The following is a 16573-nucleotide window of genomic DNA, read 5'->3' as shown; positions in this document are numbered from 1 at the left end:
TGAAAATCCGTTGCGGGTGAAAACGATTGAGTTCAACATCTGCACCGCACACCGTGTGCCAACCTAGCGATCGGTCGTCACGTCCCCAACGATGACGACTTGGTCGGGTGATTGGGGATCGTGGATCTCGAAATCGGCAACAAAGCTGCAATTCAAGTCCGTCTGCTAGATTTGATGCCGCGTATCGACCAACTGAAATTCATGACGCCGCTGGCCCCTCGATATGCATTTCCATTGCAAAACCACTGGGATCAAGCTCCGTCACGATGGACTTTCACCAGTTCACCGGTGGCCTGACGAAGTACCGGAAGCACGTCGTGTTCGAACCATGGATTCCGTTTGAGCCAACCGTTGTTTCGAGGACTTGGATGTGGCAGTGGGAACATGGCAGGAGCTACAGAGCGCCAGTTTGCGACGCTATCGGTCATGTTGCCCGTGCGTCGATCAGTCCAATAGTGTGCTTGGGCATAGTTGCCAATCAGCAACGTCAGCTTGATCGACGTCAGTCGTTCCAATAACGGTTCGTGCCACAGCGGGCACATTCCTTTCGGGGAGGCAAATCGCCCGATCGGCCCCGGCCTGGATAGCAAAAGCCCATCGGCATGATCGCCACCATTTGGGGGTCGTAAAACTCATCGCGGTCGATCCCCATCCAATCTCTGAGCCGATCGCCGCTTGGATCGTCCCACGGGATTCCCGATTGATGGACTCGACGCCCCGGCGCCTGGCCGATGATCAGAATTTTTGCCCCGCTCGCAGCCTGAACCACCGGCCTTGGCCCAGCCGGAAGATGCGGGTCACATTCTCGGCACGCACGAATTTGTTTCAGCAAGACGGGAAGTTTCATCGTTGCAATTCAGACACTCAGCAAGGTCGATAGTTTGCACTGAATTCGATCTCCCAATATTCTAGCGAAGGCCGTTCGTATGGTTTCAATTATTGGGGGGCCTCGTTCTATGGTATTCGTTCCATGGCATTCGTACCAAAGTGTTCGCACGACGTGGCACCGACGGCCGATTTCACGCAGGAACGAAAGCCGTTCTGAGACGAGACATAGGTCTCTCCCGTTCCCGCAACACCGCGGCTAGGAAAAATAGTGCTGTCCAAATTCCTTCGCTTGGTTGTCGGTGCACTGCTAGCGTACATTGTATTCTTGTTTCGTGATTACGACGGCTTGATCGACCCTTTGGCAAAACCCATCGATTACTGGCCGTTCATTCATGTCCAAGTCTGCGTTGTCCTGATCGTGATTGCGTTGTGCATCGACATTGCCGTTCAGTTTCGCAACCGCCGCGGCGCTGATCGACAGCCCTAACCATTCTGGTACACACACACCATCTCGGCGGTCGTGACCGCCGCGTGAACATGCCGTGCGTTTCGACGTTTTGATCATTGGCCGCGATCACACGGTTAGGACGCGAACACGAAGGAAGTGCCGTGTCGATGAATACGCAAAGAAGAACTTATTATTCCATCTTTGACTTGCGCACTGAACGATGATCGGCTGCCTAACCGCCGATGACGATCTATCCGCGGAGCTTCCAGCCAACGATGATCCCAAGCCCGAAACACCACATCACGGCTACATCCGGTTTGCGCCGCGCGTAGTCGCGAAGTTGGCTGCCGAGGTCGCGAGCAGGCTCCGCAACAAAGTGGCTGCCGTAGGCTTGCAGCTTCTCCGCAGCAACTTCTGTGGCTTCCACCGTGTGTTCACGGCGTTCCACGTGACGATAGTTTGGTGAACTTGGATTGGCTTGTTTTGTTTTGATGGTCATGCGTCTAATCTTTCTGGTGTTGGTGAAGAATGATCGATCTGGAACGATCGTTGGAAAGTGGCTCGATGCTACATCCGCCAGCGATCGTGCCAGGTTGGTTGACGGCGACGCGGAGATCCAATGGATAGGCCGATCGCGATTCCAGTGATCAGCCCTACGCCTAGTGCAGCCATGACCGAACCCAGCGGGCGATCGGCGACCGCAATGGAAGTTTGGTCGTAAGTTTGACGAGCCCTCTGTGCGACCTGTTGGTACCCATCGTTGATCGCACGACCAGTTGACTGTGCGTAGTCCCGAGCGAGGTCGTTGACTCGATCGATCGTCGTTTCGCCGCCGCGGAATAGTGAGTCCACGTAAGCTTCGATTTGTTCTCGCGCCTGACCAGACTTTCTCTGGATCAATCCGATCAGCTGATCGGCATTCCCCTCCACCTGAAGCAGTTCCGCATCAGTGATCTCACCGTACTTTTCTTTGACGTTGCCGACGACCGTGTTCCAGTCGCCTTGCAGTTCTTGCCTTGTGGCCATTTGTGGACTCCTGTTTTTCTTTGCAGTGAAGCCGGTCGAACGAGTGGAAATCCGCTCGCCTATCGCCGGTTAATGCAGACGGTGTCAGGAAGCAAACGTTGTGCCGTTGACCACCACGCGGAACCGCTTCAAACTCACGGTGCGTACCGACCTCCGACAGCCATCCACCGTCGACTGGGAACGTTGCTGCAATCCGTGGCGACGGGCAGCGTATGATGGGTGTCAGCGGGATAAAAAGTGACGTGATAGAATGGATCAAGATGTTGTTCGAAAGAGACCAAGGTGGTCGATTTCCTGCCAACGCCTGGATCTGTCAACGGAGAGCGGGGGACCGATCTGCCGCATCCGCGAACGTCGGTCCGTGGCGGCTTGGTGTCGAAGACGCGGCGGAAGGTCACGATGGTCGGGCGGAAACAACAGACCCATTCGTGCTGGATCGATGGCGATAGTGCGTTGATTGATTCGACAACTTTCCGAACGCGGGCGATCCGAACGCGGGCGAATGGAACCACTGAAAGAGACTTGAAGAATATGACATCAGCCATGCCACCGAAGATCAGCACAGGCAATCCCGACCTCGACGACATACTGTACGGTGGACTGACCTCTGATCGGCTCTACCTGGTCGAGGGAATGCCGGGCACAGGAAAGACCACCCTTGCGCTGCAGTTCCTGCTCGAAGGAGCTCGCAACGGCGAAAAGGGGCTGTATGTCACGTTGTCGGAAACCAAGCAGGAATTGCAGGGCGTCGCTGAATCACACGGCTGGACGCTGGATGGAATCGAGATCTACGAATTGGTCGATACCAAGGCGATCGAAGACCCCCGGCTGCAGTACACGATGTTCGAACCGTCCGAGATCGAACTGGGGACAACGGTCGACGGCGTGTTGGAACGGGTCAACCAGCTGCGACCCAAACGAGTGGTCTTCGACTCGCTCTCCGAGATGCGATTGCTTGCACAAGGTTCACTCCGCTACCGGCGACAAATCTTGGCGCTGAAACAGTTCTTCGTTGGTCGTGGTTGCACGGTGCTGTTGTTGGATGACTATTCCGGCGAAGACGATCAACACCTGCAAAGCATCGCACACGGTGTGATCCGGTTGGAACATCTTTTGTCGGACTATGGCGGCGAGCGACGACGGCTGCGGATCCTAAAGCATCGGGGCAGCGGATTCATCGGCGGTGCTCACGACATGAAGATCGTGCGCGGTGGCTTGAACATCTACCCACGCTCGGTTGCCACGCAAGATTCCACCGAAACCGCGACGCATTTGATCGACAGCGGCAACCGCGAATTCGACGAACTGCTTGGTGGCGGACTCAATGCCGGGACAAGCGCGTTGTTGCTGGGACCAGCCGGGGTCGGTAAGTCGTCGATGGCGCTGCAGTTCGCGATCACGGCGGCACAGCGAGGTGAACGCGCGATCCTATTTCAATTCGAAGAGAGCGAGCAGTCGTTGTTCGCTCGCGCCGCTGGTCTCGGATACGATCTGCGACGCCACGTCGATGACGGGCTGATCGAAATCATCAATCTGACACCTGGCGAGATCACTCCCAGTGAACTGGCATGTCTGGTCCGCAGTTCGGTGCGTCCGGATCCGCAGGGCCGATCTGTCAGTATCGTCGCGATCGACAGTCTGAACGGCTATCTGAATTCGATGCCGCACGAAAAGCACTTGATCATCCAGTTGCACGAATTGTTGCAGTTCCTGAGCAAAGAGAGCATCTTGACATTGGTCGTCGTTGCCCAGCACGGCATGCTGGGACAATCGATGGGCACACCGATCGATGCCAGCTATTTGGCGGATTCGGTGGTTCTGTTCCGATATTTCGAAGCCGCCGGTGAAATCAGACAGGCGATCTCGGTGATCAAGAAACGCACTGGCCGGCACGAACGATCCATTCGCGAATTCAAACTAAGCAACAAGGGCGTCGAAATCGGACCGCCACTAACGAAGTTCCGGGGCATCTTGACCGGAGTGCCGGATTTCGTCGGCGAACAGGGATCGTTGATTGCCAAGGATAGGGAACAGCATTGATGGCGAAGCTACCGACACAGGATCATAGCGATGGCGCAACCGTTGCCGGGCTGGACGCACTGAACCAGCGAGTGGTGGCGCTGACTCCAACGCCGCAAGACGCCCGCCTGTGCCATCAAGTGCTGGTACAGAATGGCATCGCGGTTTGCTGTTGCGATTCGATCGCAGCGTTCACTGACGCCATCACCGAGGGTGCTGGGATTGCACTGATCGCACAGGAACACTTGGGCGAGGTCGCCATCGCTGGACTGAAGCAAGTGCTAGTCCATCAACCGAAATGGTCCGAATTGCCGGTGCTGGTGCTGCTGCAGGCTGGTGAGGTCGGATCCAGCACGCTGCAGCGAATTTTGTCACTTGGGCATGTCACGCTGATCAACCGACCGCTTCGAATCTCCATCTTCGTCAGTACGGTGTTGGCGAAGCTGCGCGATCGTTCGCGGCAATTCGAGGTTCGTGATCTGCTGCAAGAGAAGGACAGAGTTCAACAAAGTTTGCGACAGTCCAGCGAAACGTTCCGACGATTGATCGACGATAGCCCTCAAGGCTTGTATGTCGTCGACAGCGAGATGCGGATGCGATACGCCAGCAAGGGCGCGCGTGAAGCGTTCTGTAACGTCGAACCGCTGATCGGCCGATCGTTGAATGAATCATTGCGAGTGATTTGGTCCGCCGAAGTCGCGGACGAAGTGACCCGGCAATTTCACCACACCATGGAAACAGGCGAAGCGTATACGTCCCCAACCTTCGTCCATCAACGTGCCGATAAAGACGTGACCGAAGCCTATGATTGGTCACTCGAACGGATCGTGTTACCAGGTGATCGATACGGCGTCGTTTGTCACTTTTACGATAACACTCAGCGGCAACTGTCCGTCGAAATGCTGCGTCAAAGCGAGAAGTACTTTCGCGAGATCGCGGATGCGTCGCCAGCGATGCTCTGGGTCACCGACGAAAACCATCGATGCACGTTCCTGTCGAAAAGCTGGTATGTGACGACTGGACAGACCGAAGCCGACGGGATGGGACTTGGTTGGACCAACGCCACTCACCCTGACGATCAACAGCGTGCCGCGGAAGAGTTTCTAGCGGCCGCTACCGCACGCCAGCCGTTTGCATCCGAATTCCGCCTGCGACTGGCCGATGGCGACTATCGCTGGGCCGTCGACGTAGGACGCGCCCGTTTCGCGGACGACGGAACGTTCCTTGGCTATACCGGCTACGTGATCGATGTCGACGAGCGGAAAGCGTTCGAACAATCGTTAGAACGAGCGAAGCATATCGCCGAGACGGCCAACCGATCGCGCGGTGAATTTTTGGCGAACATGTCGCACGAAATCCGCACACCGATGGCGGCGATCATGGGGCACGCTGACATTCTGAAAGACCACATTCGTGATCCCGACAACTTGCAGGTTGTCGAAACGATCCGACGCAATGGTGACTTTCTGTTGAATATCATCAACGACATCCTGGACTTGTCGAAGATCGATGCCGGGAAGATGGAAATTGAAAAGGATCGTGTTCGCCCCGACGGAATTCTCGCCGAAGTTCGCTCGTTGATGGACGTTCGAGCGTTCGAGAAAAAGATTGCTCTGCAAATCGAGTTTGATGGTCCGATTCCCGAATGGATCGAAACCGACGCGGTGCGACTACGCCAGATCCTGCTGAACCTAGTCGGCAACGCAATCAAATTCACGGACCAGGGAAAAGTAAAAGTCGTTTGCCGTTACGCAGACGATGCTTCGAAACATGGTCGCGTTCAAGGTGTCGATTCGGCGACCGTCGACAAACGCGTCCCGGGCCGCCAGCGTCGCACCGGCAGAATGGTCTTTCATGTGATTGATACGGGTATCGGCATCAAGCCACAGGACCAACAGCTGTTGTTTCAACCTTTCCAGCAGGCCGACAATACGTCCACCCGATCGTTTGGCGGTACCGGGTTAGGCTTGGCAATTTGCCGGCGTCTTGCACAGGCGCTCGGTGGCGAGGTTTCGCTGGAGAGTGAATTCGGCCATGGCAGCACGTTCACGCTGTCGATTGATACGGTGGCCAAGGGATCGTTGGTCGAACCGAACCTGTCGGTCAAGGTTTCCGAAGACAAGCCAACCGAGTCGGCGACGATTTCGGGGAACATCCTGGTGGTCGATGACCGACGTGACATCCGCTATCTCGCACAGCACTTCATTGAAAAGGCAGGCGGGCGAGTGCTGACGGCAACCAACGGGCAAGAAGCGGTCGACACGATCGAGTCGGACGATCGCCCCCAGATTGATTTGATTGTGATGGACATGCAAATGCCGGTGATGGACGGGTACAGTGCCGCGGCGGAACTCCGCCGCCGAGGCTGTGACCTGCCGATCATCGCGTTGACTGCCAACGCCATGAAGAGTGACCGCGACGAATGCCTCGCGGCCGGCTGCACCGACTACACAACCAAGCCACTCGACAGCCAAAAACTGATCGCCATGATCCATCGCCTAACGGCCGGCCCCAGCAGCAACGGGCCCAGCAGCAACGGGCCCAGCTAGGGCAACCTCGGCTAAGGCGGCCCCGATCGAAATCGCGATCCTCCACTGCATGATTAGTCGAGCGATCGCGTCGCCACTTTGATAAGCTGAATGGCCAGTGGCTTGTCGATCAACGCGGCATTGATCCGCCGACCAAAGACGGCATGGGTCTCACATTGCGTCCTTGCCCACCACGACAGAACGAGAGTTGCCGTTTCAGCCAAACTCGATTCGCAGTTGCTGACGCGTGCTCGCAGAGGTTGGTTATCTTTCCCATGAATGGAGTGTGCACATGATCTGGAAGATGTTTTTGGCTCGGTTGCGTAATGGACGAAAAACAACGTCTGCAACGTTTGGCTGATGCGATCGCGGGCTCCGGTGCGCGAATCAACGATCCGTATGGGATTGATGCCCAAGGTTCCATGCTTGGTGATGAACATATGCTTCGGCTCGCAGACTGGGCAGACCTCGAATACTTGGTGGCATCGCGATCGCAGATCACGGATGCGTCGCTTCCTGTGATCTGTTCGTTTTCAAGACTCACAGACCTTTGCCTTGGTGGCACGGCGTTGCCGCAGCAACGGATACGGGCAAGTCCTTCGCTCAGTTGATGACCAGATGATGATCATCGACCCTTCACCCGGAGACCCCGAACGCTCACCCCGTGAAAACCTATTCCGCTTGGCTAGCCGAGGCCGACGCAGGTTTCCCTTCTTGTTTGGACTTTACCCAAGCGGCCGCCTCTTGAAACGTTGCAACCCAGACCGAGTCGTCTTCTTGCAGGAACCGAAGGATCTCTTTGTGCCCGTCTGCACTGATTGCAATGTGATCGCCGCCAACACCATGAAACATAAAAACGAGCCAGCCGTTGTTGTCTCGTGTGGCGGTTACTTGATTCAGTTGATAGGCCACGTCGCGTTGGTTGCCCGCAAATGTCTTCACATCAAATAGATTGGTTTCGCCGTTGCTTGGCACTTCAAAGCCAACCTTCGTGCCACGGGCGGCAAAGAACCGCTCTTTGACCAAGGGGATATAGCTATGTTTGTCTTCGCCGATGTACGTGCTGCCGCACGGATAGGCGAACGTGGCAATCTCCCGTTTGACTCCATTTTTGATCAGGTTGGCCAGATTCTGATCGAGTTCTTTCGCCATGCGTTCATCATCGTAGTCCTCCAACGCATTGCCTGGCTTGACCCAATCATTTTTGCGAGCGCAGGGGTGATTGACCGTGTGCCCAGCCAACTCGTGCCCTTCCTCACGAATCCGATCTACGTCGTCTTGTGACCAACGATAGTCGGCATCGCCCGGACAGAAGAAGGTGCCCTTCAGACCCGCGGCCTTCAACTGCGGCAAGGCATGAACAATCTGACTTGGCAGGCCATCGTCATAGGTCAGTGAAACACAATAGCTTTTGCCTTCTGGCCAATACCCGTCCTGTGCGGTGGCCACCGATGGAAGTGCGATCAAGGAGGCCAAAAGTACTAGCCAGTTTGACTTTGTCTTCAGAAGCATGCAACGAACTTTGTTCAATGGATCGTATCGGGTGGAAAAACGCCAACTTCGATCGGCGCCAGCAACAAGCAGCACTGCCCCCCGATCGTAGCACGCACACAGCCACAACGCGAGCAAATCCCCCCCCGGAACACGAACGCAAACGTCCGCCTTCAAGCAAAGTGCAAGGGCACCGTACCGCTCAACCTTCCTCTTCATTGCCGCGGTGCCCCCAAGCCGCCGCGGATGTTAACGGTGTTGCATTTCGGGTTGTTGAAAAGAGCGTGCCAGGTTTTGCGTGACTCCCGATTGCACGGCGAACCCCGGGAAACAAGCAATGTGAAATCTCTGATTTCTTTCCGGTGCCCTTCGTTTCTCTTCCTGCGACTTGATTCTCTTAGAGTGTTCAGTCCTCTCGTTGTGCATTTCATCGATACGTTTCTGTTCTTCGGATTTCGTCGCTCTTCCGGGCCTAGCAATATCCTTCATCGATTCAGGGAGAACAGGAAACATTGGACTCGAGTGAAGAAGAAAGCAGGTGTCTCCATCATCTTCCGCCTCGGTCTTATCTACGTCGGAACTGGATTGAAACCATTGCGGATCATGCATGCTACGTTGGCATATCGGCACAAACACGAGACATGAAACGCAGGCTAGAAAGATCGACATCATTTTCCACCATTGTTCGAAATCGATCGATCCGAGTTGTAGCTAACTCATCCGCCGTTTGGATGCTGCCAAAAATCAGAACGATGCTGTTCGTTCGGCCAGCACAAGCCAGAAGGTTTCGGTCGACATGGTCGATCAAACGATCACTCGATCGTTCACTCGATTGGTATCGTTCGAAGGATTTGAAACGATCGGACTGGCCACGGGCGAAGGCGACGATTCGATCGAGGTACGCAGGGTGGTGTTGACTCGACTCGTGCACGTGCGGTGGCTGATGCACAAGACGCTTGGGATTGTTCACGTCCATGCCCTTCGGCACACGCTCGGGACCCACCTGTCGATCAGCGGAGTGGCACCCCGAGTTGCCCAGGCCACGATGCGTCATAGCGACATCGAATTGACCATGAAAACCTACACCGACACCCGACTGCTGGAGACGGCCAGCGCGGTCGAGTCTCTCACGATCATGAGGGACCTTCGATCGACGCAGGTGAGCGCCGATGCACCAATGGATGCACCAGATTCAGGCCGACGGTGTCCAAAGGAGTCCATTCCTGTCACTTTGGGCAATCTGGGGCGTCGTCGGCGATTGCCCCTCAGTCGACGAAAAAACCCTGTAAAACGCTTGGTTTCCAGGGTTTTTGACCAGTCGGGGCGATGTGATTTGAACACACGACCTCTGCGTCCCGAACGCAGCGCTCTACCAGGCTGAGCCACGCCCCGATTGTGCTGCCAATGATAGTGAGTCGGTGGACGTTGAAAAGATGGTATTGGCTGATTTTTGGGGCCAAATTTGCCGCCCGTGCGCGTTGGGTCTGGGGGACGGATTTGCAGTGGGGCTTTGCAACGAAAAGGACACGAAATCGGGCGGCATCGGTGGCTGGTGTTTTCGCTGAGAGCCGAGTTTGGGGGCGTTCGGCAGTGGCTCTTTCGCTGCGGCGCCCCGCGGCGGTGATCTTCCACTAGAATGCTGACCCGGGTTTGCCCGGCTGGGGTGCGGCGGTTGATCGTGCCAGGCCGGGCGTTCTTGCACCACATCGAACCGATCAATTACCGCTTCTGTCGCAAACTGCATCTATGAAAATCAAGTGCCCGGCCTGTTCTCAGGTTTTGAACATCCCCGACGCCGCGGCCGGGAAAGTCGTCAAATGCCCTTGCGGGAAACAGCTGCGAGCTCCTGGTGGCCCCGCCAAGACCGGAGCTCCTGTGGCCGCCACGCCACGGCGTCCCACGGCAGGCCCAGCCGGCCAGGCAAATCCATCGGCGGCTCCACCCCGACGGCCCGCTGCGGTATCGAATGACTTCGACCCCGGCATGTTCGACGAATTGACCACCGGTGACTTGCAACCGGTCCGAGCGGTCGGGCAACCGGGCAGACCGGCCAGCAGCAATCCCTACGCGCCGTCCGGTGGCGGTGGCCATGGTTCGTCCGGAAGTTTTGGCGGTCCGATCGCCAGTGTCTGGAAACGCTTCCTTGGATCGTTCGTCGACGGCTTGATGTTCATGGTCGCGTTCGGCATCGGGATGGGCTTGGTCGCAGCGATGGGGGCGGCGATGGGACAACAAGAGCCGACGCCGGTAATGACAGCAGTCATCATGGTGGTGATGCTGTTTCCCGTCGCGTTAGTACTTGCGCTCAATGCAGTGCTGGTGACCAAGTCTGGCCAAACGGTCGGCAAGAAGGCGGTTGGGACGCGGATCGTGATGCAAGACACCCGTGAGCTACCTGGATTCATTCAGGGCTGGCTGTTGCGATCGCTGGTGTTCGGGATCGCCAATCAGTTCATCCCGTTTCTGGCATTCATTGACGGGTGTTTCGTGTTCACAGAGAACGCTCGCATGCTGCATGACCGCATTGCCGGAACGGTCGTGATCGACGTCTAACGGTTGCCCGCGATTCTGCGGGGGAAACCACTTGGCGTTGACGTGCGATCCGTTGACGCGGCGTTTGACGGTTCTTCCCAGTGGTGGCAAACTGGGCGACAATGGACGTCACTGGACTTTTGCACGGACGGGGAACTGATCGATGGCACGCAACGAACAACTGATTCGCCAGCACAAGCTGCTGCAATTGCTGGAATACTCGCATTTCGGCCGCACGTTGGACGAATTGCGTGGCGACTTGGTGCTGGATTTGGGGCTGACGAATCTGCACGAACGGACGGTGCGGCGTGACGTCGAGGCGTTGCAAGCGGCCGGGTTCGACATCCAAAACGAGACGGTCGAACGTGGCAAAGTCTACAAGCTGGGGCAGAACAACAAGGGGGTTCACGAAGTCGGCCTGTCGGCGTCCGAGATGATTGCGTTGTCGATCGGACGCGAACTGCTGTACCCATTGGTGGGAACCCAGTACTGGCGCGGTATCGAGACGTTCTGGAACAAGGTCCAAGAAGCGGTTCCCGATGGTGTCTTCGATCACTATTCGCGATACCGAAAGACGTTGCATGTGTTCGGCGGACCGAGCAAGTCCTACGAAAATCACGAAGGGATGTTGAAGACGATCAACCGAGCGATCGTCGAGCATCGCGTGGTCGAGGTCGAATACGAATCGGTCGGAAAACCGGCGTCCACGCGGCGGATCGAACCGTACGGATTGGCGGTCTATCAGAGCAGTATCTATGTGGTTGCTGCGGCGCCCGAAGTGACGGAGCCGAGCGAACGGCTTCGCAACTGGAAACTGGACCGGTTTCGGCATGCCACCGCATTGGACGAATACTTCAAGCCCGACCCCAGCATTGAACTGTCGAAACATCTGGGCAAGAGCATCGGCATCTTTTCGGGCGAGGATCCAACGATGGTCCAAATTCGTTTGGGGCAACGTGCCGCCGCCTACGTTCGTGAGGACCCTTGGCACCCGGAACAGAAATTGGAATCGCACGAGGATGGATCGACCATGATGACGATCCCGGCATCCCACCCGCGGGAGGTGCTTCCGAAAGTGCTGTCGCTGGGGGCTGACGCTGAAGTCATTTCGCCACCGATCTTCCGCGAAGCGGTCGCCGAAGCGGTCCAGAAAATGGCAGCTAGCTACGCGGCCAGCAGTGTTTGACGGTCTCGACGACGTGCTAAGAAATCCAGAATGGGCATCGGAAATGCCTGTTCCGGCTGCCTTCTGACTTGTCGGGGCAGTTAGATTGGAAGGCGTAGAAACAGCTCCGCACGCTACTCATTCTGTCACCACCCGCTATGCCAATTGATCGCATGTTCACGGATCGTCGTCTGCCAATCGCATTGGCGGCCATGTTGTTCGTCCAGGCGGCGAGCGAGCCGCCCGGTGGTTGCGTGGCGATAGCGGCGGATGATTTTCAGGGGGATACCGAGGTCACGCAGTTGATCGAACAGCTCGGGGCGGCCAGCTATGCCACTCGCAGCCTCGCGATGGAACGACTGCAACGCATGGGGCTGGAAGCCTTCGACAAGCTGAACCTAGCCCAGTTTCACCCTGATATCGAAATCGAAATGGCGGCTCGATATCTGGTCAGCAGTTTGATCGTAAGCTGGTCCAAGGATTCGGACCCGCAGGTGATTCGCGATACTCTTCACGAATACGGCGCCCAAAGCGAATCGGAACGCACAAGTCGCATCGAGATGTTGGCGGAGTTTCCCGATCGCCAGGGGTTACCCGCGCTGGTCCGATTGGCCAAGTTCGAAACCTCGCTGCGTTTAAGCCGAGTGGCGGCGCTGACGTTGATGCAGCAGAAGATGCACAGCGATCCGAGCGAGCGCAGTCGAAGCGCGGAACTGATCAACGAAGGGTTGGGCAACAACCAACGGCAAGCGTCCGAATGGTTACGCGTGTACGCCAAAGATTTGGCGGCGGGTGAGTATTCAGCCGAGCGATGGCGTCAGCTGATTCAACAGCAACGCGACCAAATGGACTCGCCATCTTTGACGGTGTCCAGTCGCGAATCCGTCCTGGAACTGGTTCAGATCTGTGCGATGCGAGCCATCGATGCAGGCCAGCGAGAGGTAGCCCTAAGTTTGGCTCGCGAGAACATCGATCTAATCGTTCCCGCCACGCGGAACATCACCGACGCTTGTTCCTGGGCAATCGATCATCAACTGCATCCATTCGTCTTGGATTTGCGAGACCAGTTCCGTCCCATGTTCGATCCCCATCCGGTGTTGCTTTACGGGGCGGCGGAAGCCGAGAAGGTTGCTGGCAACGACGAACGAGCAAGCGAGTTGGCGGACTTGGCGTTATCGATCCTGCCGCTGCCAAGAACGGAAGAAGAAAAGAAGGCGATGACGCCTAAGGAGATCGAGGATACAGCCCAGGCACACGTCGAGATTGGAATGAGTCTGCAGAAACGCGGCCTCTTCTTTTGGGCCGAGCGTGAGTACCGAAAGGTCATCGATGCAGAAGAAATCGGCGGTCAACCGTCCGCAGTCGTTCGCGATCAGCTAGCGTCGATGTTAGCGGAATTGCAGAGGCACGAAGAAGTGGTTGCTGTTTTGACTCCGTTGATTGAACGCGTCGACAAAGACGATGATTTCAAGCAGCAGTTGAATCGAATCTTTTTCCGCTACAACCATTTCCGCAGCGAAGTGCTGTATCACGGCGCGTTGGCGAAGATCAAAACGGGCCATCTGGACGAGGCTCGCCCGCTACTGACTCAGGCATACACGTTGTCGCCGTCAAACATCGACATTCTGATCACGATGTACCGAACCGACGGTGACGAGGAGTGGCGGCGGCATGTGAAGTCCAAATTGGATGCCGCCGTACGACGAGCCGCGTCGCAGGTTCAGACGGCTGAAATGCAAGTTCAAGGCCAGCGACAGATGGGCCTAGCGAGTGTCGCGGAGTTGATGAACCAATACGCATGGTTGATCAGCAACACCGAAGGCGACAAGCAATTGGCGCTGGAATACAGCTTGAAGTCGTTGGAATTGGATGCCGACGGCGCCAAGTACGACACCTGCGGCCGCTGTTACTTCGCCATCGGTGACTACGACAACGCGATCCGGATGCAAAAACGCGCCATCAAGCTAGTGCCCCATTCGCCACCGCTGGAACGTCAGCTGAAAGAATTCGAGTCGGCACGTGAAGCCGCCGAAGCGCAGCAAGAGTCTCCTTAGGCGGGGCCCCACCACCCCCGACCCCTCTCCCCCAGTTTGAGTGCGAGTAGAACTCGCGTTCAAACCGGGGGAGAGGGGAGGCAGGACGTGGGAGGGAGAGGCGTGGGGGACTCGGTAGGCGGGGCGGGTTTGTGGCGTTGGGCCGCGGCATGTGGTGCTTCGACGCCCTGCGTCCGATCGTGCTTTGCGCGCTTGCAACCTGGGCTCCTTTTGCCCCCTCTCCCCCCGATCCCATCCAAGTGGAGCTTGGATGGGATCGGGGGGAGAGGGTTGGGGTGAGGGGGGCCTGGATGCCGGCTTAAATCGCGTGGTTTGGTGCGCCGGGGGTGGTGCGCTGTGACGCCGATGCTTGGCGGTGTTGCTTGGCCCCCTCACCCCCGACCCCTCTCCCCCAGTTTGAATGCGAGTAGAACTCGCGTTCAAACGGGGGGAGAGGGGAGGCACGTCGTGGGAGGGAGAGGGGGGGAGACTCGGTAGGCGGGGCGGCTTTGTGGCGTTGGGCCGCGGCATGTGGTGCTTCGACGCCCTGCGTCCGCTCTTGCTTTGCGCGCTTGCAGCCTGGGCTCCATTTGCCCCCTCTCCCCCCGATCCCATCCAAGTGGAGCTTGGATGGGATCGGGGGGAGAGGGTTGGGGTGAGGGGGGCCTGGATGCCGGCTGTGAGCGCGTAATTTGGTGCGCCGGGGATGGTGCGCAGTGACGCCGATGCTTGGCTGTGTTGCTTGGCCCCCTCACCCCCGACCCCTCTCCCCCGGTTTGAATGCGAGTAGAACTCGCGTTCAAACCGGGGGAGAGGGGAGGCACGACGTGGGAGGGAGAGGGGTGGGGGACTCGGTAGGCGGGGCGGCTTTGTGGTGTTGGGCCACGGCATGTGGTGCTTCGACGCCCTGCGTCCGATCGTGCTGTGCGCGCTTGCAACCTTGGCTTCTTTTGCCCCCTCTCCCCCCGATCCCATCCAAGTGGAGCTTGGATGGGGGCGGGGGGAGAGGGTTGGGGTGAGGGGGGCCTGGATGCCGGCTGTAATCGCGTGGTTTGGTGCGCCGGGGATGGTGCGCTGTGACGCCGATGCTTGGCTGTGTTGCTTGGCCCCCTCACCCCCGACCCCTCTCCCCCAGTTTGAATGCGAGTGGAACTCGCGTTCAAACCGGGGGAGAGGGGAGGCAAGGCGTGGGAGGCACGCTGCGGGAGGCTTGTTGCGGCTCTTACAGCGTTGTGCTGCTCTTCAGCACTGGTACTAGCAGTGCTAGGACCACTCCTAGGACCAAGATTGCCATCACCAGCAACATCATGGGTTCTAGCAGTCGCACGAACAGATCCAACCTCCGGAAGGTTGTCTTTTCTAGTGAGTCGGCGATGTCGGGAAGCACGGTGTCTAGCGAGTTGCTTTCTTCGCCGACGCTGATCATTTCCGCGACGGACTGAGGGAAATAGCCGCTGCTGCGCAGTGGCGTTGCCAAGCTCTCGCCGCTCTTGATGTTCTCGGTCGCGTCTGCGATCGATCGAGTTAGCAGTCGGTTGCCGGCGGCCGAACCGGCGATTTCGAGTGACTTGAGGATCGGGACGCCGTTGCCCAGCAGCGTGCCTAGGACCCGACAGAACCTGGCCACCGCTAGACTCATTAGAATGTCGCCTAGCACGGGGATCTTCAGTTTGATTCGGTCCGCCAGATCTTTCCCGGCGTCGGTTTTCATCTTTAGATTGATCGCGAACCCGGCGATAGCGACCGCGATCAACAGGATCCAGCCGTAGCTTTGTAGGAATCCGCTGAAGCTTAGCAACCACTCCGTCATCCGCGGCATCTCGCCTTTTTTGCGCAGGCGTTCGAACAGCATGTCGAACTTCGGCACAAAGAAGACCAACAACGCGGTCAGCACCACACTACCGACCGAGAACAGGAAGATCGGGTACGCCATCGCGCTGACCGTGCGTCCCTTCAGGTCTTCTTGCAGTTCCGTGAACGCTCCGACACGTTCCAACGCATCCTCTAGGAAGCCGCCTTCGCTGCCGGCCCGGACCATATTGCATCCCATTTCGCTGAACACGCGCGGGAACTTTGACATCGCGTCGCCAAGCGGCTGGCCATCTTCGACCTTGCCCTTGATTTCGCCCATCACCTCTTTGAGCGTCGAGTTGGAACTTTGGTTCCCCAGCACCGTCAACGATCGCATCATGGGCACGCCGGCCCGAAGCAACGACGCCAACTGGCTGTAGAACAACGCCATCGTTTGTCCGTTGACCTTCTTCTTTCGCCCCGTCAGGCTGGCAATCGAAGTGTTGCCGACCGCCTCTTTGACTTCCACAGGGAACAACGACTTTTCGGCCAACATCGCCGTCGCTTCACGCTGGCCGGCGGCATCCAAGGTACCGTTGATCAGTTTGCCCGACATGTCGCGGGCGGAATAGGTGAAGGTGGGCACGGGAAGAAACGTCTTGGGAGTTAGAAGGAAAGGTTACGAGGCCAGGTTCGACGGTCGCGGTGCAGG

13 protein-coding genes, 1 tRNA gene and 1 pseudogene are annotated in these 16573 nt (G+C 57.4%); 8 read left to right on the top strand and 7 right to left on the bottom strand.

Annotated elements, in window-relative coordinates; translation table 11 throughout:
- Positions 1–251 precede the first annotated feature (251 nt).
- Positions 252–542, bottom strand: a complete 291-nt coding sequence (locus K227x_RS31695) for a uracil-DNA glycosylase family protein (protein ID WP_449314267.1) — start codon at positions 540–542, stop codon at positions 252–254.
- Positions 503–847, bottom strand: a complete 345-nt coding sequence (locus tag K227x_RS31690) for a uracil-DNA glycosylase family protein (RefSeq protein WP_218934017.1) — start codon at positions 845–847, stop codon at positions 503–505. Before K227x_RS31690 ends, K227x_RS31695 begins: the two co-directional genes overlap by 40 nt.
- Positions 848–1096: 249 nt before the next feature.
- Between K227x_RS31690 and K227x_RS14635 the strand changes: the two genes are divergently transcribed.
- Positions 1097–1315 carry a hypothetical protein gene (locus K227x_RS14635; RefSeq protein ID WP_145170548.1) on the top strand — a complete coding sequence of 73 codons (219 nt, stop codon included), beginning with the start codon at positions 1097–1099 and terminating at the stop codon, positions 1313–1315.
- Between the two features lie 211 nt (positions 1316–1526).
- Here the strand turns inward: K227x_RS14635 and K227x_RS14630 are convergent, their stop codons facing one another.
- Entirely contained in the window at positions 1527–1775 is a 249-nt protein-coding gene (locus tag K227x_RS14630) for a hypothetical protein (protein ID WP_145170546.1), read from the bottom strand.
- A gap of 68 nt (positions 1776–1843) precedes the next feature.
- Complete coding sequence (locus tag K227x_RS14625; protein WP_145170544.1) at positions 1844–2302, bottom strand: CsbD family protein; 459 nt, start codon at positions 2300–2302, stop codon at positions 1844–1846.
- Between the two features lie 543 nt (positions 2303–2845).
- Here K227x_RS14625 and K227x_RS14620 point away from each other — a divergent pair.
- From K227x_RS14620 to K227x_RS14610, 3 genes are all read left to right on the top strand, one after another.
- Positions 2846–4342: an ATPase domain-containing protein gene (locus K227x_RS14620; protein ID WP_246146815.1), complete on the top strand. Its 1497-nt coding sequence runs from the start codon at positions 2846–2848 to the stop codon at positions 4340–4342.
- On the top strand, positions 4342–6870 hold the full coding sequence (locus K227x_RS14615) for an ATP-binding protein (RefSeq protein WP_145170541.1): 2529 nt from the start codon (positions 4342–4344) through the stop codon (positions 6868–6870). Before K227x_RS14620 ends, K227x_RS14615 begins: the two co-directional genes overlap by 1 nt.
- 305 nt (positions 6871–7175) lie before the next feature.
- Positions 7176–7460 carry a hypothetical protein gene (locus tag K227x_RS14610; protein ID WP_145170539.1) on the top strand — a complete coding sequence of 95 codons (285 nt, stop codon included), beginning with the start codon at positions 7176–7178 and terminating at the stop codon, positions 7458–7460.
- A 61-nt stretch (positions 7461–7521) separates the two neighbouring features.
- Here the strand turns inward: K227x_RS14610 and K227x_RS14605 are convergent, their stop codons facing one another.
- On the bottom strand, positions 7522–8361 hold the full coding sequence (locus K227x_RS14605; protein WP_145170537.1) for a polysaccharide deacetylase family protein: 840 nt from the start codon (positions 8359–8361) through the stop codon (positions 7522–7524).
- 775 nt (positions 8362–9136) lie between these two features.
- On the opposite strand from K227x_RS14605, the pseudogene K227x_RS31520 reads away from it, so the two are divergent.
- Positions 9137–9373, top strand: a pseudogene (locus tag K227x_RS31520) (hypothetical protein); the annotation flags it as partial.
- Positions 9374–9658: 285 nt separating this feature from the next.
- Here the strand turns inward: K227x_RS31520 and K227x_RS14595 are convergent.
- Positions 9659–9732 (bottom strand) — tRNA-Pro (locus K227x_RS14595).
- Between the two features lie 354 nt (positions 9733–10086).
- On the opposite strand from K227x_RS14595, the gene K227x_RS14590 reads away from it, so the two are divergent.
- The 3 genes from K227x_RS14590 (at position 10087) to K227x_RS14580 (ending at position 14091) form a co-directional block, all read left to right on the top strand.
- Complete coding sequence (locus tag K227x_RS14590; RefSeq protein ID WP_145170536.1) at positions 10087–10893, top strand: RDD family protein; 807 nt, start codon at positions 10087–10089, stop codon at positions 10891–10893.
- Positions 10894–11035: 142 nt separating this feature from the next.
- Complete coding sequence (locus K227x_RS14585; protein WP_145170534.1) at positions 11036–12058, top strand: helix-turn-helix transcriptional regulator; 1023 nt, start codon at positions 11036–11038, stop codon at positions 12056–12058.
- A 137-nt stretch (positions 12059–12195) separates the two neighbouring features.
- Complete coding sequence (locus tag K227x_RS14580) at positions 12196–14091, top strand: tetratricopeptide repeat protein (protein WP_145170532.1); 1896 nt, start codon at positions 12196–12198, stop codon at positions 14089–14091.
- 1201 nt (positions 14092–15292) lie between these two features.
- Here the strand turns inward: K227x_RS14580 and K227x_RS14575 are convergent.
- Positions 15293–16507 carry a type II secretion system F family protein gene (locus K227x_RS14575; protein ID WP_145170530.1) on the bottom strand — a complete coding sequence of 405 codons (1215 nt, stop codon included), beginning with the start codon at positions 16505–16507 and terminating at the stop codon, positions 15293–15295.
- Between the last annotated feature and the right edge of the window lie 66 nt (positions 16508–16573).

It is taken from the genome of Rubripirellula lacrimiformis (assembly GCF_007741535.1).
GTDB lineage: Bacteria > Planctomycetota > Planctomycetia > Pirellulales > Pirellulaceae > Rubripirellula > Rubripirellula lacrimiformis.
The sequence above is the reverse complement of the archived record's forward strand: the minus strand, read 5'-3'. Positions and strand labels throughout refer to the sequence as shown.

Bases quoted from the DNA above. Each gene is read 5' to 3' on its own strand.
- K227x_RS31695 (WP_449314267.1), bottom strand. From the start codon at position 542: ATGTGCCCGCTGTGGCACGAACCGTTATTGGAACGACTGACGTCGATC.
- K227x_RS31690 (WP_218934017.1), bottom strand. From the start codon at position 847: ATGAAACTTCCCGTCTTGCTGAAACAAATTCGTGCGTGCCGAGAATGT.
- K227x_RS14630 (WP_145170546.1), bottom strand. From the start codon at position 1,775: ATGACCATCAAAACAAAACAAGCCAATCCAAGTTCACCAAACTATCGT.
- K227x_RS14625 (WP_145170544.1), bottom strand. From the start codon at position 2,302: ATGGCCACAAGGCAAGAACTGCAAGGCGACTGGAACACGGTCGTCGGC.
- K227x_RS14620 (WP_246146815.1), top strand. From the start codon at position 2,846: ATGCCACCGAAGATCAGCACAGGCAATCCCGACCTCGACGACATACTG.
- K227x_RS14615 (WP_145170541.1), top strand. From the start codon at position 4,342: ATGGCGAAGCTACCGACACAGGATCATAGCGATGGCGCAACCGTTGCC.
- K227x_RS14610 (WP_145170539.1), top strand. From the start codon at position 7,176: ATGGACGAAAAACAACGTCTGCAACGTTTGGCTGATGCGATCGCGGGC.
- K227x_RS14605 (WP_145170537.1), bottom strand. From the start codon at position 8,361: ATGCTTCTGAAGACAAAGTCAAACTGGCTAGTACTTTTGGCCTCCTTG.
- K227x_RS14590 (WP_145170536.1), top strand. From the start codon at position 10,087: ATGAAAATCAAGTGCCCGGCCTGTTCTCAGGTTTTGAACATCCCCGAC.
- K227x_RS14585 (WP_145170534.1), top strand. From the start codon at position 11,036: ATGGCACGCAACGAACAACTGATTCGCCAGCACAAGCTGCTGCAATTG.
- K227x_RS14580 (WP_145170532.1), top strand. From the start codon at position 12,196: ATGCCAATTGATCGCATGTTCACGGATCGTCGTCTGCCAATCGCATTG.